This is a genomic window from Tepiditoga spiralis (assembly GCF_014701195.1).
Classification (GTDB): Bacteria; Thermotogota; Thermotogae; order Petrotogales; family Petrotogaceae; genus Tepiditoga; species Tepiditoga spiralis.
The window spans coordinates 2,466,295-2,480,714 of sequence record NZ_AP018712.1 but is presented as its reverse complement, the minus strand read 5'-3'; the positions used below and the strand labels follow the sequence as shown (position 1 = coordinate 2,480,714).

Here is a 14,420-nt window from a genome sequence, read left to right as displayed (position 1 = left end):
CATCACAGTATGTCATCTATGTTTATTGATTGTGGACCATATATAAAAACTACTATCTTTTTATTGTTTACTTCAATATAATTTGCACCTTTATTTAAATAAAAATAATAAGGTGTTTTATTTATTTCTATATTATTTATTTTAATTTTTTTACTTGTATAAAGTCTAACAGGAACTTTTTCATCAAAAATAAAGTTTGTATAATAAACATTATTATTTTTAATATTTAACTGTTCTTTTTTTATTTTATTTCCATTTTTTGCTTCGATTTCATGAGTCCCAGCTTTTAGTCCATACATAAATGGGTTTGTTCCAATATATTCTCCATCTAAATAATAAGAAGTATTGTTTATATTTGAAGAAACAAAAATACCTCCAATATTTTTTTCTGTAAAAATATTTCCATATTTTCCTTTATTTATTATTAAATTATAGTAATTTTGAGTGGTTTTTAAAGTTACTGTAGATCTTTCTGAAATCATATTTATAAAAAATTGAGTAGGTAAGTTTTTTATTTTATCAAATACTTTAGCAAAGTCGTTTTTTATTGAAAAAACATTTAAAACACCAACTTTATTGAAGTCTAATACTTCAGGTGTTTTTTCATCTATTAAAATTGAATATATAGAATCTCCGTTTTTTATTTTCAATAAATGATTTTTATTGTCAAATAAAATTTCGTTTAATCCTTTAATTGTTTTACCATCAATATTAAATTCATAATTTTCTGTATTTAATAAAGTTATTTTTTTCAAAGATTTTTTAAGATTTATTGATAAGTTTAAATTATTTGATAAATCCACATTTAAATACTTTGAATCATATCCTAATTTTTTTACTTCAATAAAATAATTATCAACTGGGAGTGTTTTTGAAAAAGGTGTTGTACCAGTGTATTTTTTATTAATAATTACAATAGCATCAGAAATATTTGAATTAATGGATAATTTTTTTCCTTTTTTTAAATTAATGTTGTATTCTGAATTTAATAATTCATCTATTGAATAATCAACATATTCCTCTTTTTTCAATATTAAGTTTTTATAATTTTTATCTAATTCTATTGGAGTAGTTCCTATATAAGTACCATTTGAATAAACTTTTACATTTGAAGGAGTTGTTTTTATTAAACATTTTTGTAAAGAGTTTAAATGTATGTTTAATACAGTTGATGAAAATGGTTTGAGTTCTATATTTATTTCTTTTTCATTGTAGCCTTTTTTAGCAATATAAATTTTTTTAATAGTATAAGGTACTTTTAAACTTTCTCCAGAATTTAATATAACTTCTTTTTTTTCATTATTCCAATTATACCAAATATTAATTTTAGAAAGGTTAGAATTTATCAAAATATTTGATAATGGGATTTGATATGCATTTATTTTTAGATCTTTATTTATATCTAAATCTTTAATAAAATCAGTATAACCATCTTTAATTATCTTTAAGGTATGATGTCCATTTAAATTTAAGATGTTTTTTCCAGTATCAGATTTGGTATTGTATACATTATCAATGTATACATAACTATTTTTTATTGAATTTATTTCAACGTTATATGCAAAGATAGTTAAAAAACTAAATATTGATATAAAAAAGAGTAGAAAAAATTTTTTAAACATCATTTGTCACCTCTTGAAGTTTTTTCGAGAAGTCTTCTAATTTTTCAATAAAATAAGAATCATAGTTCATGTCGGCTATGACTTTTTTCATTAATTTTTTTCTTTCATTTATAACTTTATCTATAATTTTTTTTCCGGGGTCTTTTATGGATATTACAAATACTCTTTTATCATCATCAGATTGTTTTCTTTCTAAAAGTCCTTGATTTTCTAATCTTTTTACAATGCCAGTTGTAGTACTTTTTGTAACTCCAAGCTTTTTACTTATATCGCTTAATCTTTTTGGACCTTTAAAATAAAGCATTTGTAAAACATCAAATTGAGCAGAAGAAATATCAAAATCTTTTAATACACGTCTTCCTCCAACTTTTATGTTAAAACAAATGGTTCTAAAAATTTTTTCAATATCTTTTGATTTTTTTTTCATAACCCAAAACCCTCCAATTCTACTTTATATTACTATAATTATTATTGATATTCCTATTTTAAAAAAGATAAATATTCAAATTCTTTTAATTCTCTATAAGTTCCTTCTGGAATATCTACTTTTAAACTTCCAATTGATGTTCTTTTTAAATCTATTAATTTTAAATCTATTGAAGCTATCATTCTTTTTACTTGATGAAATTTTCCTTCTAATATTTTTAATTCAAGTTTATTTTTAGAAAGTAAAGATACAATAGCTGGTTTTGTTGTAAATTCATTTAATTTAATTCCAGATTCTAATCTTTTCTTTTTTTCTTCTGTAAAAACGCCTTCAAAAATAATTTCATAAGTTTTATATACATTTTTTTTTGGACTTATTACTTTATGTATGAATGTTCCATCATTTGATAAAAGAAGTAATCCATGAACATCTAAATCTAGTCTTCCAGCAATTGAAAGCTCATTAACATAAGGATGTTTTATAAGGTCAAATACAGTTTTTCTTTTATAATCTTTATTAGCTGAAAGTATACCTTTAGGTTTATTAAACATTATATATATTTTTTTGTGTGGAGTTATTATATTGTTGTTTACTTCTATTATTTCGTTTGTTACTTTATAATCACTTTTTTTTATTATTTTTTCATTTACTTTGACTTTTCCAGATTTTATAAGTGCTTTTACTTCTCTTCTTGTTCCGATTTTAGCATTTGAAATATATTTATCTAATCTCATTTTTCTCCTACTTTACTTTTTTATTTTTTACTATATAAGAATAAATATCTTCAAGTGAAGGTGTAATTTTTCTTAAATTCATATCTTTTATATTGAAATCTTTGTTAGAGACTTCGATTATTATCTTTTCTTTAGTAATTGGTTTTATTGTTAAAATATCTTTTTGTTTTTTTAAATTGTTTAAAACATTTTCAAATTTTTCTTTTTTAAAAGTTAATTCATATATGCCAAACATAGAGTTGAATTTGTTAATTAAATCATTAGTTTTTTCTTTTATTATTATATTACCATTTATAATTACACCAACTTCAGTTGCTAATTGTTCAACTTCCCAAATATAATGAGAAGAAATTAAAATAGTCATTTCTGATTTTACATTTTCTTCTATAATATATTCACGTATAAATCTAGAGGTTTCTACATCTATGGCATTAGTTGGTTCATCTAAAAGAAGAATTTTTGGTTCTTTTATTAAGGCTCTTGCTATGTTTAATTTTTGTTTATTTCCAGAAGAAAGATATTTAGTTAATTTTCCTTTGTAAATACCAAGGCCAAAATCTTCTATCAAATCTTTTACTTTTTTACTATAATTTTTTACATTTGAAATTTCAGCGAACATTTCTAAATTTTCAATGGGAGTTAAATCATCTTCAAGGACTGTATAATCAGAAACTAAACTTATTAAAGATCTTATCTTTTGTTTTGAGGTTTTAATATCATGACCTAATACTTTTATGCTTCCACTTGTTGGAAGCATTAAGGTTGATAACATTTTCATTATTGTTGATTTTCCGGCTCCATTAGGTCCAAGTAATCCGAAAATTTTACCTTTTTCAATATCAAGAGATACATTTTTTACTGCGTATAATTCTCCAAATTTTTTACTTAAATTTTTTGTTTCAATAGCCTTCATTAAAGTCTCTCCTTATAAGTTTGTATATTTGAGATTTTTTTTAATTTTTCTTTCAAAGTCTTTTTTTGCTGAAGTTTCTCTTTTGTCATAAATTTTTTTACCTTTTGCTAGACCTATTTCTATTTTTATTAATCCATTTTTCAAATAAAGTTTTAAAGGTATTAAAGTTAATCCTTCTTCTTTTATTTTGTTATGAATTTTTAAAATTTCATATTTATGCATTAATAATTTTCTAGGCCTTTCTGGATCATGATTAAATATAGAAGCATTTGTATAAGGACTAACATGAATATTGTACAAGAAAACTTCTCTATTTTTAATTTTACAGTATCCATCTTTTAAATTACATCTTCCTTCTTTTATTGATTTAACTTCAGATCCAAATAATTCAATTCCGGCTTCGTATTCTTTTAATATGAAGTAATCATGATAAGCTTTTTTATTGTTTGAAAGTATCTTCATCTTCTGCTCCTTTTTTCTTTCTATAAAGTAATCCCATTATAGTGTCAGCTCTTCGTTTACCAATTCCTGATACATCGGTTAAATCTTCAAATGAAGCTTCCATTAAACTACTCAAAGTTTTAAATGTTTCAATAACATTTTTTATTGCTTGGCTTGGTAATTTAGTTGAATAAAGTATTCTATATCCTCTTGGAGTTAACATTTTTTCTTCTAGTTCATCATCGGAAGAAACATCATAGCCAATTTTTTTTGCTATTATAAATTGATTAACAAGATCTTCTGTTTTTATATCTTCAAATAATTCTATAGCTTCTTCTGCTTTTTGATATTTTAAATCTTCACTATGATAGTCCATTATTATTGAACCAACTATTTTAGATATAGATTTTAAAATTTCATCGTATTCTAATTTAGCACTTCCAGAAACTTCTCCAAGTTCTCTCATATATTTGTCTGTTCCCTTTGTTATCATTATGGTTAATAAACCTTTTGAAAGAGTTTCGGTTACATCGGAAAGGCTTATTTTTTTCTTTGTTTCTTCTATATTTAAAAATTCAACTTGTTCTAAAAAACTTTGTTTGTATCTTTGCGCAATAGTTATTTCTTGATTTAATCGTGCAAATAATACACTTTCTGGCAATAATTCATTTTTAGACCATTTATAAAAAACAGAAACTATATTTCTTCTTTTTGAAACAGCTATTGCAATATCTCCAGTTTGCATTGAAATTTTTTCTGCAGTTCTGTGACGCATGCCAGTTTCTGTACTTGGAATACTTCTATCTGGATTTAATTGAACATTTGCATATAATATTTTTGTGGCTTCTGTATTTAAAATTATTGCACCATCCATTTTAGCGAGTTCATATATTTTTTCTGGTTGAAAGTCAGAGTCTATTTTAAAACCTAATTGAATTAATCCTTCGTTTAAGTATTCTTCAGTTTTACTTGATAAAAATATTAGGGCACCTAAATTGGCTTCTAATACTCTATCTATACCTTTTCTTAAAGGTTTACCTGGAGCTAAAAGGTTTAAAATACTTTCCATAGAGGTTTCAATCATTATTATCACCTTTAAATAAATTTATAAACTCAGAAATATTTTTAATTTCTAAGATTTTTTTATAAGAATTTTTATGTTTTGGAACTAAAATACTATCAATGCCAATTTTTTTTGCGAATTCTATTCTTTTATCTAACATGTGTACGGTTCTTAATTTACCATCAAGACCTATTTCCCCTATTGCAATAGTTGGAGATGGAGTTGGTTTATCAAACAAAGAAGATAACATTGAAATTGCTATAGCAGCATCAATACCACTATCGTTTAATTTAAATCCACCAGATGTATTAACAAAAATATCTTTAGACTCTAAAGGTAGTTTCATTTTTTTTGATAAAACAGCAATTATCATTAAAACTCTGTCTATAGGAACTCCAGATGTAACTCTCCTTGGACTACCATAAACGGGTTTACTTACTAATACTTGTATTTCTATTGGTATTATTTTATTTCCTTCTTTAATCATTGTTAATGTATTACCAGGTTCATTTGAATATTCTGAAATGAAATATTCTGATATGTTTTCAATTGTTTTTAATCCTTTATTTGTCATTTCAAACAATAATACATTATCCGTAGGTCCAAATCTATTTTTTGATACTCTAAGCATTCTTAATCCAGAAGATTTTTCTAATTCAAATTGTATAACACTATCAACAATGTGTTCTAATACTTTTGGACCAGCAATTGCACCTTCTTTATTTACATGACCAACCAAAATAACAGATATATTATTTTTTTTTGCAAAGTTAGTTAATTTTCTAGTACACTCTCTAACTTGTATAATGCTTCCTGGGATTGAATCAAAATCTTTGGATTTCATAGTTTGTATTGAATCAATAAATAAAATTTTTGGTTTTTCTTTTCTTGTTTTTATGGTTTTTATTATTGATTCAATATCATTTTCAAAAATTAATCCTAAATTTTCTTTTTTTATATTCAATCTTTTGAATCTTCTTATTACTTGTTCTTTAGATTCCTCACCCGAAACATATATTAAAAAATCATTTATTTGAGAAGTTATTTGAGCTAACAAGGTACTTTTTCCTATACCTGGTTCTCCACTCAATAAATAAACTCCACCTTGTACAATTCCACCATTTAAAAGTTCATTCATTTCCAAATTACTTAATTGTATTTTTTGAGGTATTTCAATAGAATCTTCTAAAAATGAAATTTCAGCTTTTGTTGAATTATTTTCTTCTTTAGATTCAGAAAATTCAACAGCTGTCCCAAAAGATTCACATTCAGGACATTTTGCAAACCATTTTAATGATTCATAACCACATTCATTGCATACGTAGTATTTTTGTTTCTTCTTCAAATTTTTGCCACCTTGCTTTTTGAAACTGTTTTTCTAAAAATTAATTTACCATTTTTTTCTGAAACATTTATTTTATCTCCAACTTTAAATTTCCCTTGTAATATTTTTTCTGATAACGGATCTTCTAAATATTTTTGAATGGCTCTTTTTAAAGGTCTTGCACCAAAAATTGGATCATATCCTTTTTCTAAAAGATATTCAAGAGATTTATCATTTAATTTTAAAGACATATTATTTTCAGACATTCTACTTGATAATTCTTTAATTTGTATTTTAATAATATCTTTTATTTCTTCCTTATTTAAAGGATGGAATACAACAACATCATCTAATCTGTTTATAAATTCAGGTTTAAATTCTTTTTTTATTGCAGACATAACTTGACCTTTTATATCTTTATATTGTTGCTCTGCTGATTCATTTTCAACGAAACCTAAAGTTCTTTTTGATTTGTTTATATGTTCTGAACCAAGATTAGAAGTCATAATTATTATTGTATTTCTAAAATCAACGGTTCTTCCTTGCGAATCAGTTAATCTTCCTTCATCCATTATTTGTAAAAGTATGTTAAATACGTCTTGATGAGCTTTTTCTATTTCATCTAGTAAAACAACAGAATAAGGTCTACGTCTAACTTGTTCAGTTAATTGTCCTCCTTCATCGTACCCTACATATCCTGGAGGAGCTCCAACTAATCTTGAAACATTAAATTTTTCCATGTATTCGCTCATATCAATCCTAATTAAAGAACTATCATTTCCAAACATATATTCAGCTAAAGTTTTTGCAAGTTCAGTTTTTCCAACACCAGTAGGACCTAAGAACATAAAAACACCAGTAGGTCTTTTTGGATCTTTTAAACCACTTCTTGATCGTCTTATAGCTTTTGAAACAGAAACAATGGCTTCTTCTTGACCTACAACTCTTTCATGAAGAACTGCTTCAAGATTCAATAATCTTTCCATTTCAGATGTTTCTAATTTTTTAAGTGGGACACCTGTCCAATGAGCAATAACTTCTGCTATATTTTCTTCGCTTATATCTATGATTTTTGTTTCTGCATCTTTTCTCCATTTATTATATGCTGTGTTATATTTTTTTCTGAGTTTTTCAATTTTCTTTTTTAATATTTCAACTTCATCAAAGTTATTATTTGATAAATTAATTTCTTTTTCTTTTTCAAGAAGTTCAATGTTTGAAAGATCTGATTTTAATTTTTTTGTTAATGTCAATATTGCTAATCTTGACTTTGCACCAGCTTCATCTATAACATCTATTGCTTTATCTGGTAAATATCTATCAGTAATATATCTTACAGACAAATTTACAGCAGCTTTTATAGCATCTTCTGTATACTTTACTTTATGATGTTCTTCGTATTTTATTTTTATTCCATTTAAAATTTCAATAGCTTCATCTATTGTTGGTTCTGAAACATATATTTTTTGAAATCTTCTTTCAAGTGCAGGATCTTTTTCAATAAATTTTCTATATTCACTTGAAGTAGTTGCTCCAATTAAAGTAATAGTACCATTAGCTAAAGCCGGTTTTAAAACGTTTGCAGCATCCATAGAAGAGCCTTCGGCAGCACCAGCTTCTACTATCATATGAAGTTCATCTACAAATAAAATTATGTCGTCTGTTTTTTCTAAAACTTGTATTAATTTTTTCATTCTTTTTTCAAATTCTCCACGATATTTAGTGCCAGCTACAAGAGAAGTTATATCTAATGAAAAAATAGTTTTTGTTTTTAGTATTTCTGGTACATCACCTGAAGCTATTTTTATAGCTAATCCTTCTATAATAGCACTTTTTCCAACTCCAGCTTCGCCAATTAAAACAGGATTGTTCTTTTTTCTTCTGGCTAAAATTTCCATAACTCTTTTTATTTCTGTGTTTCTTCCTATTATTGGATCTAATTTGTTTTTCCAAGCTTTTTCTGTTAAATTTGTACCAAAATCTTCTAATTGCCTTAAAGCTGTTTGCTTTTGGCGCATTCTTTCTTCGGATTCTTCATTTGAATTTAAAGAATTTATATCTTCGGTGTTGCTTTTTAGCATTAGTTCAGAAAGTTTTTGTTTCATTTCTGAAAGTTTTATTCCTAATCTTTTTAAAATATGAGAAGCTATTCCTTCTGATTCTCTGCAAATACCTAAAAGTAAGTGTTCGGCGTCAATTCTAGTTGACCCCATTAACTCTGATTCATCATAAGCTAATTCTATTATTCGTTTTGCTCTTGGAGTTGGTTGAGGAGATCCTATTATTCCTTGAGAAGAGTTTACACCAACTACTCCTGTAATTTCATTTTTCATTTTATTGTATGAAATATCAAACTCCTTGAAGATTATATCTAAATATTTACCGCCAACTTTTAATAGTCCAAGTAATATATGTTCTGTTCCAACATAGGGATGTCCCATATTTTTAGCTTCATTTTGAGCTTCAATAAATACTTTTGCAGCTCTTTCGGTAAAATTATCAAACATTATTTTTTCCACCTCCGAGAGTCAAAAAGCTAATTTTTTTAAATAAATTTAATTTTTCGACACTTTTACTTATATTTTATCACGAATATATTTAAAAATCAAAAAAAATTTTATTTATATTGATTATTTTTGCAACTTAAAAAAAGTTTTTGAATTTTTAATATTAATTTAACAAATACTTTTCATTCGAGTTGTTATTTTTTGTAAAATATATTAAAATTAAACTGTAGAAAAAATAAAATTGAGGTGATTTTTATGAAGAAAAATAAATTTTTAATTTTTAGTATTTTGTTGATATCTTTTTTTACTATAAATTATGGTGATATTTTTAATAACCCTCATATTCAAAAAAACTTAGATAGATTACTTATGGTTCAATTTGTTAGTAGAGAAGAATATGCAAATGGAAGAGGTTTAAATTTAAATAATTATATATTAATAAATAAACCTGGTGAAAATAAAGATAAATTACTCGGTGTTTTAGCTATAGGAGATATGATTTATCCTTTATTATATGAATCTTTTGCCGAAAATAATAATGGCTTATTTCCAGAAATAAATTTTAATGATGTAAGAACTATTTTAAATGAGAGCTCGAATTGTTATGCTTATCGTATAGTTAGAACTTTTTTTGATTTAACTTTTCCAAATGATATAGTTCCACGCGGAATTGCTAAAAATTTATTAAAAGCCCTTTTTGCATATACTTATGTTAATGTAGACATTTCAGTTGATACAATAACTCAAATAGATCAAAGAAAAAATATAGGTAATACAATTACATACCTTTATGCAAAAAATTCTCCATATGATCCTTATTTAAATTGGAATTCAAATACAATTACTCTTAGAAGAGGAACTTTTCCAACGATTGCTACTGGAGTAAGAAAAATTAAACAGATTTATAATTATAGAAAAAAAGAATTACATATAGAAAATTTATTTCCAATAATATCTTGGGATATTTGGAGTGGATTTTATAGATTTCCAGAGTTAGAATTATATTCGAATATGTATATTCCAAGCAATTTAGAGCCTGGGAATCATGTAGTGGTTTTAGATATAAAAGTATTCCCTCAAACAGCTTTTTAATTTTTAATATACATGTAACACAAATGAAATTGACAACGTAGTAAATCTCTGCTATAATAATTCACGTTTGGCGCAGAAAACAAATGCGAAAAACACAAAGGATCTTTAAAGTAATTAAGTAATTGCCGACGTAGCTCAATTGGCAGAGCGGCTGACTTGTAATCAGCAGGTTGGGGGTTCAAGTCCCTTCGTCGGCTCCATTTTTTAAAAAGTGGTGAAGTGCCCGAGCGGCCAAAGGGGGCGGACTGTAAATCCGCTGGCGGATTGCCTTCGTAGGTTCGAATCCTTCCTTCACCACCATTTTTATATAAAATAAATACTTGCGAGGTGGAAAAAATGGCTGCAAAGAATCAGATCGTCCATTTTTCTTTAAAGTGTACAGAGTGCGGAACAAGAAATTACTATAAAGTAAAAAACAGAAACGTTAAAGAAAAATTTGAAATGAAAAAGTACTGTCCGAAGTGTAATAAACACACTCTACATAAAGAATCTAAGATATAATATAAGCCCCTCGGCATGGTGAGGGGCTTTATTTCATGACTGCGACTTTTTCTCGGGGAGGTGGACTTGTGTCTAAATTTTGGGTTTTTTTAAGTTCTGTAATGCAAGAAGCAAGAAAGGTTAATTGGCCATCAAGAAAAGAACTATTAAATTCAACAGCTGTTGTATTAGTAATAATAGTTTTTATAGCCTTATACCTTATGCTAGTAGATTTTGGTATGTTGAACTTTTTCCAAAAACTAGTTTATCCATTATTACTTGGAGGTGCATCAGCAACTTTGCCACCCGGTAAGTAAAAAAAATAAAAAGTGGGTGATGTTAAGTGCGTAAAGAGTGGTATGTTTTACAAGCATACTCCGGAATGGAAAATAAAGTAAAAGAAATGATACAAGAAAAAGCAAAGATGCATGGAATTCAAAATTATTTTGGAAAAATTTTAATTCCAGAAGTTGAAGAAATAAATTATTCTAATAAAAAAGGAGATAGATTTTTTGTATCTCCAAATGCTGAAATTTTTATAAAAAAAGGTAAAGATGTAAAAAAGAATGATTTAATCGCAGAAGAACCCGCTACATTAGTTAAACATTCCGGAGAAATAATTGAATCAAAGAATTATAGAAAAATAATAGTAGAAACAAATGATAAAAAATATTCAAAAACATTTTTGATTCCAGAAAGAGCTGGAATAATTCCTGGTATTCGTGTTGGTAAAAATGTAAAACCAGGTACTCCATTTACAAAAGATTTTTCATATGAAAGTGATGTTGATGGAGAAGTTGGAGCAGTAATAAAAGTAAAAAGGCTAGTTGTTGAAACAACAGATGGTGAAAATGATGTTTACGTTGTTCCATTGAAACTTTTTAATAGTAAGGTATTTAAAGTTGGAACAACTGTCAATAAAGATGAAAAATTGGCGAGTGGAGAACAATATTTTGCAAAATCGTCTGGAAGAATAGAAATTAAAGAACATTCTATGAGAAAAGAAATTAAAATAATAAAGACAAGCAGAGTAAAGTTATTTCCTGGATATATTTTTATTGAGATGATTCATTTAAAAGAATCTGAAAAATTAATACAATCTATTCCTTATGTTTCAACGTTTTTAAATGTTGGTGGAAAGCCTATTAAATTGAATAGAAAAGAGATAAGGGTGTTATTAAGAACATCTGGTGAAGAAGAATATAAGGAAAAGAAAGTTAAAATGAGATCGGATTATTCTCTTGATGAACATGTAAAAATAATTTCAGGACCTTTTGAATTCTTTACTGGTAAAATTAAAGAATTAAATTTACAAAAACAAGAAGTTACAGTTTCTGTTACTATGTTTGGTAGAGAAACAGAAGTGGAACTTTCTTTATCGGAAATAGAAAAAATTCTTGATTAAATTTAACTTTTTCTAAATCAATATTTTACGATTGTGCTTTTTATTTTAAAAATAATATATTATTATAAAGAAGTAAATCGTGGGAGGAATTTTTCCGATATAACCACAAGGAGGTAGAAAAATGGCAAAAAAATTAACAAGAGTTATAAAATTACAGTTGCAAGCTGCTAAGGCAACACCAGCTCCACCTGTAGGACCTGCTTTAGGTCAAGTTGGAGTTAATTTAATGGAATTTTGTAAAAAATTTAATGCAGCAACAGCAGATAAAGCTGGTACACTTTTACCTGTTGAAATTTCAGTTTATGAAGACAGATCATTTACATTTGTAGTAAAGACTCCTCCAGCTTCATTTCTTATCAAAAAAGCTCTTGGTTTAAAATCAGCAGCAAGTAATCCTGGAAAAGAAATTGCTGGTAAGATTAAAAAGAGCCAAGTAAAAGAAATAGCAGAAATAAAAATGCCTGATTTGAATGCAAGAGATATCGATGCAGCAATGAAAATAATCGAAGGAACTGCAAGACAAATGGGTATAGAAGTAATAGAAGGATAAGAGAGGAGGAGAATAAATGAGACGAGGTAAAAAATATCTTGAAGCTAAAAAATTAGTTGATAGTTTGAAATTATACAGTATAGATGAAGCAGTGGAATTAGTAAAAAAAGTTGCTTATTCAAAATTTGATGATTCAGTTGAAGTTCATGTTCAACTTGGTATTGATTCTACAAAAAGTGATCAAAATGTTAGAAATACAGTTTCTTTGCCTCATGGTACAGGTAAAGATGTTAAAGTATTAGTTTTTGCTACAGGTGAAAAAGCAGAAGAAGCAAAAGCAGCAGGTGCAGATTACGTTGGTTCTGATGAATTAGCAGATAAAATAGTAAAAGAAGCATGGTCTGATTTTGATGTAGCAATAGCAACACCTGATATGATGAGAGTTGTTGGAAAGTTAGGAAGATTTTTAGGACCTAGAGGTTTAATGCCTTCTCCTAAAGCAGGAACTGTTACAGCAGATGTAACTGCTGCAGTAAAAGAATTTAAAGCTGGTAGATTAGAAGTTAGAAATGATAAAACTGGTAATGTGCATTTTCCAGCTGGAAAAAAATCTTTTGATAATGAAAAATTAAAAGAAAATATAATTTCTGGTTTAGAACAATTGAGTAAACTAAAACCTTCATCATCAAAAGGTAAATTTATAAAGAAAGTTTCAATTGCACCTACAATGGGACCTGGAGTTAAACTTGACACAACAGGTATGGATATAGTATAATAATACGAAATTTAAAAAATGAATATAATACCAAAGACAGTAGGTACTTGTATTAAAGTCTTAATAAATTAAGACGCCTGCCGAGGTATGTAGAATACAAGGGCATAATAGTCCATAATTTTTCTGCGACCTCAAGGTCGCAGTTTTGTTTAAGGAGGTGCAAAAAGTGTTGACAAAAGCAAAAAAAGTTGAATTATTAGATGAATTAGCTGTTGTTTTAAAGGAATCTTCAATAGTTGCTTTTACAGATTTTAAAGGTGTTCCAGTTTCTGATTCAAATGAAATGAGAACTGAAATTTTCAAAAAATTTGAAGGTGGAGCAAACTATAAAGTAACTAGAAACTCTTTAATTAAAACTGCTATAAAAAAAGCTGAGTTAAATGTTGAAGACTTTGAAGAAATTTTAAAGGGTAGTACAGGTATTTTTTATGTTAAAGAGGGCGATCCTATTGAAGGACTTAAGCTTTTAACAGATTTTGCAAAAAAACATAAAGATTTACCTATTATTAAAGGTGGTTTGCTTGAAGGTAAAGTATTTACAGCTGAAGAAGCAATTGAACTTTCTAAATTACCATCAAAACAAGAACTTCTTGCAACATTGGTTGGCAGCTTAAATGCTCCTATTTCTGGAATTGTAAATGTTCTTGCAGGAACAGTTAGAAGTTTAGTAAATGTTTTAAGCGCAATTAAAGACGAAAAAGAAAAAAGCGAATAATTATAAATTTAGTGGAGGTGTTTTTAAATGACAAAAGAAGAATTAATTACAGCTATTAAAGAAATGAAGGTTGCTGACTTAGCAGAATTAGTAAAAGCTTTAGAAGAAGAATTTGGTGTAAGTGCATCAGCTCCAATGATGGCAATGCCAGTTGCAGGTGCAGCAGGTGCAGCAGCAGCTGAAGAAAAAACAGAATTTGATGTTATCTTAACAAGCTTTGGATCAGCAAAAATAAAAGTTATTAAAGCAGTAAGAGAAATTACTGGTTTAGGTTTAAAAGAAGCTAAAGACTTAGTTGAAAAAGCAGGACCAGCTAACAAAATTAAAGAAGGTATTTCTAAAGATGAAGCAGAAGAATTAAAGAAAAAATTAGAAGAAGCTGGAGCAGAAGTAGAAGTAAAATAATTTAACTAATTGTTTTGCTTTTTTAAT

16 protein-coding genes, 2 tRNA genes and 1 other annotated feature are annotated in these 14,420 nt (G+C 26.9%); of the genes, 10 read left to right on the top strand and 8 right to left on the bottom strand.

The window, feature by feature from the left end; all coding sequences use genetic code 11:
• Positions 1-2 precede the first annotated feature (2 nt).
• The 8 genes from IGS63_RS11540 to IGS63_RS11505 are packed head-to-tail and all read right to left on the bottom strand — an operon-like array spanning position 3 to position 9,031.
• Positions 3-1,622, bottom strand: a complete 1,620-nt coding sequence (locus tag IGS63_RS11540) for a PEGA domain-containing protein (RefSeq protein ID WP_190614989.1) — start codon at positions 1,620-1,622, stop codon at positions 3-5.
• Entirely contained in the window at positions 1,615-2,049 is a 435-nt protein-coding gene (locus IGS63_RS11535; RefSeq protein WP_190614988.1) for a MarR family winged helix-turn-helix transcriptional regulator, read from the bottom strand. Before IGS63_RS11535 ends, IGS63_RS11540 begins: the two co-directional genes overlap by 8 nt.
• A gap of 53 nt (positions 2,050-2,102) precedes the next feature.
• Positions 2,103-2,783 (bottom strand): pseudouridine synthase, encoded by a 681-nt coding sequence (locus IGS63_RS11530; protein WP_190614987.1) that lies wholly within the window; start codon positions 2,781-2,783, stop codon positions 2,103-2,105.
• Positions 2,784-2,790: 7 nt separating this feature from the next.
• On the bottom strand, positions 2,791-3,696 hold the full coding sequence (locus tag IGS63_RS11525; RefSeq protein WP_190614986.1) for an ABC transporter ATP-binding protein: 906 nt from the start codon (positions 3,694-3,696) through the stop codon (positions 2,791-2,793).
• A 12-nt stretch (positions 3,697-3,708) separates the two neighbouring features.
• Positions 3,709-4,158 (bottom strand): SsrA-binding protein SmpB, encoded by a 450-nt coding sequence (gene smpB, locus IGS63_RS11520; protein ID WP_190614985.1) that lies wholly within the window; start codon positions 4,156-4,158, stop codon positions 3,709-3,711.
• The gene (gene disA / locus IGS63_RS11515; RefSeq protein WP_232521241.1) at positions 4,136-5,221 is read right to left on the bottom strand and encodes a DNA integrity scanning diadenylate cyclase DisA; all 1,086 of its coding nucleotides are present in this window, start codon (positions 5,219-5,221) and stop codon (positions 4,136-4,138) included. The genes smpB and disA overlap by 23 nt, the downstream gene beginning before the upstream one ends.
• Positions 5,214-6,545 carry a DNA repair protein RadA gene (gene radA, locus IGS63_RS11510; RefSeq protein WP_190614984.1) on the bottom strand — a complete coding sequence of 444 codons (1,332 nt, stop codon included), beginning with the start codon at positions 6,543-6,545 and terminating at the stop codon, positions 5,214-5,216. The genes disA and radA overlap by 8 nt, the downstream gene beginning before the upstream one ends.
• A complete protein-coding gene (locus IGS63_RS11505; protein ID WP_190614983.1) occupies positions 6,542-9,031 on the bottom strand; it encodes an ATP-dependent Clp protease ATP-binding subunit in 2,490 nt (829 codons plus the stop codon). The genes radA and IGS63_RS11505 overlap by 4 nt, the downstream gene beginning before the upstream one ends.
• 255 nt (positions 9,032-9,286) lie before the next feature.
• On the opposite strand from IGS63_RS11505, the gene IGS63_RS11500 reads away from it, so the two are divergent.
• The 10 genes from IGS63_RS11500 to rplL all read left to right on the top strand — a co-directional run bounded on the left by IGS63_RS11500 (position 9,287) and on the right by rplL (position 14,393).
• Positions 9,287-10,123, top strand: a complete 837-nt coding sequence (locus tag IGS63_RS11500) for a hypothetical protein (protein WP_190614982.1) — start codon at positions 9,287-9,289, stop codon at positions 10,121-10,123.
• A 124-nt stretch (positions 10,124-10,247) separates the two neighbouring features.
• A tRNA-Thr gene (locus tag IGS63_RS11495) sits at positions 10,248-10,323 on the top strand.
• Between the two features lie 13 nt (positions 10,324-10,336).
• Positions 10,337-10,423: transfer RNA gene (locus IGS63_RS11490), tRNA-Tyr, on the top strand.
• A gap of 36 nt (positions 10,424-10,459) precedes the next feature.
• The gene (gene rpmG / locus IGS63_RS11485) at positions 10,460-10,624 is read left to right on the top strand and encodes a 50S ribosomal protein L33 (protein WP_190614981.1); all 165 of its coding nucleotides are present in this window, start codon (positions 10,460-10,462) and stop codon (positions 10,622-10,624) included.
• Between the two features lie 68 nt (positions 10,625-10,692).
• Entirely contained in the window at positions 10,693-10,920 is a 228-nt protein-coding gene (gene secE / locus IGS63_RS11480; protein WP_232521235.1) for a preprotein translocase subunit SecE, read from the top strand.
• A gap of 26 nt (positions 10,921-10,946) precedes the next feature.
• Positions 10,947-12,008, top strand: a complete 1,062-nt coding sequence (locus tag IGS63_RS11475; RefSeq protein WP_190614979.1) for a transcription termination/antitermination NusG family protein — start codon at positions 10,947-10,949, stop codon at positions 12,006-12,008.
• A 121-nt stretch (positions 12,009-12,129) separates the two neighbouring features.
• The gene (gene rplK / locus IGS63_RS11470) at positions 12,130-12,558 is read left to right on the top strand and encodes a 50S ribosomal protein L11 (protein ID WP_190614978.1); all 429 of its coding nucleotides are present in this window, start codon (positions 12,130-12,132) and stop codon (positions 12,556-12,558) included.
• A gap of 16 nt (positions 12,559-12,574) precedes the next feature.
• Positions 12,575-13,273 (top strand): 50S ribosomal protein L1, encoded by a 699-nt coding sequence (rplA, locus tag IGS63_RS11465; RefSeq protein WP_190614977.1) that lies wholly within the window; start codon positions 12,575-12,577, stop codon positions 13,271-13,273.
• Between the two features lie 12 nt (positions 13,274-13,285).
• Positions 13,286-13,432: a sequence feature (ribosomal protein L10 leader region), on the top strand.
• Positions 13,433-13,439: 7 nt separating this feature from the next.
• Positions 13,440-13,988 carry a 50S ribosomal protein L10 gene (gene rplJ, locus IGS63_RS11460; RefSeq protein WP_190614976.1) on the top strand — a complete coding sequence of 183 codons (549 nt, stop codon included), beginning with the start codon at positions 13,440-13,442 and terminating at the stop codon, positions 13,986-13,988.
• A gap of 27 nt (positions 13,989-14,015) precedes the next feature.
• Positions 14,016-14,393, top strand: a complete 378-nt coding sequence (rplL, locus tag IGS63_RS11455; protein WP_190614975.1) for a 50S ribosomal protein L7/L12 — start codon at positions 14,016-14,018, stop codon at positions 14,391-14,393.
• The last annotated feature ends 27 nt before the right edge of the window (positions 14,394-14,420 follow it).

Excerpts from the sequence above, each read along its gene's own strand:
- IGS63_RS11540 (WP_190614989.1), bottom strand. The coding sequence starts at position 1,622 with ATGTTTAAAAAATTTTTTCTACTCTTTTTTATATCAATATTTAGTTTT.
- IGS63_RS11535 (WP_190614988.1), bottom strand. The coding sequence starts at position 2,049 with ATGAAAAAAAAATCAAAAGATATTGAAAAAATTTTTAGAACCATTTGT.
- IGS63_RS11530 (WP_190614987.1), bottom strand. The coding sequence starts at position 2,783 with ATGAGATTAGATAAATATATTTCAAATGCTAAAATCGGAACAAGAAGA.
- IGS63_RS11525 (WP_190614986.1), bottom strand. The coding sequence starts at position 3,696 with ATGAAGGCTATTGAAACAAAAAATTTAAGTAAAAAATTTGGAGAATTA.
- smpB (WP_190614985.1), bottom strand. The coding sequence starts at position 4,158 with ATGAAGATACTTTCAAACAATAAAAAAGCTTATCATGATTACTTCATA.
- disA (WP_232521241.1), bottom strand. The coding sequence starts at position 5,221 with ATGATTGAAACCTCTATGGAAAGTATTTTAAACCTTTTAGCTCCAGGT.
- IGS63_RS11505 (WP_190614983.1), bottom strand. The coding sequence starts at position 9,031 with ATGTTTGATAATTTTACCGAAAGAGCTGCAAAAGTATTTATTGAAGCT.
- IGS63_RS11500 (WP_190614982.1), top strand. The coding sequence starts at position 9,287 with ATGAAGAAAAATAAATTTTTAATTTTTAGTATTTTGTTGATATCTTTT.
- rpmG (WP_190614981.1), top strand. The coding sequence starts at position 10,460 with ATGGCTGCAAAGAATCAGATCGTCCATTTTTCTTTAAAGTGTACAGAG.
- rplK (WP_190614978.1), top strand. The coding sequence starts at position 12,130 with ATGGCAAAAAAATTAACAAGAGTTATAAAATTACAGTTGCAAGCTGCT.
- rplA (WP_190614977.1), top strand. The coding sequence starts at position 12,575 with ATGAGACGAGGTAAAAAATATCTTGAAGCTAAAAAATTAGTTGATAGT.
- rplL (WP_190614975.1), top strand. The coding sequence starts at position 14,016 with ATGACAAAAGAAGAATTAATTACAGCTATTAAAGAAATGAAGGTTGCT.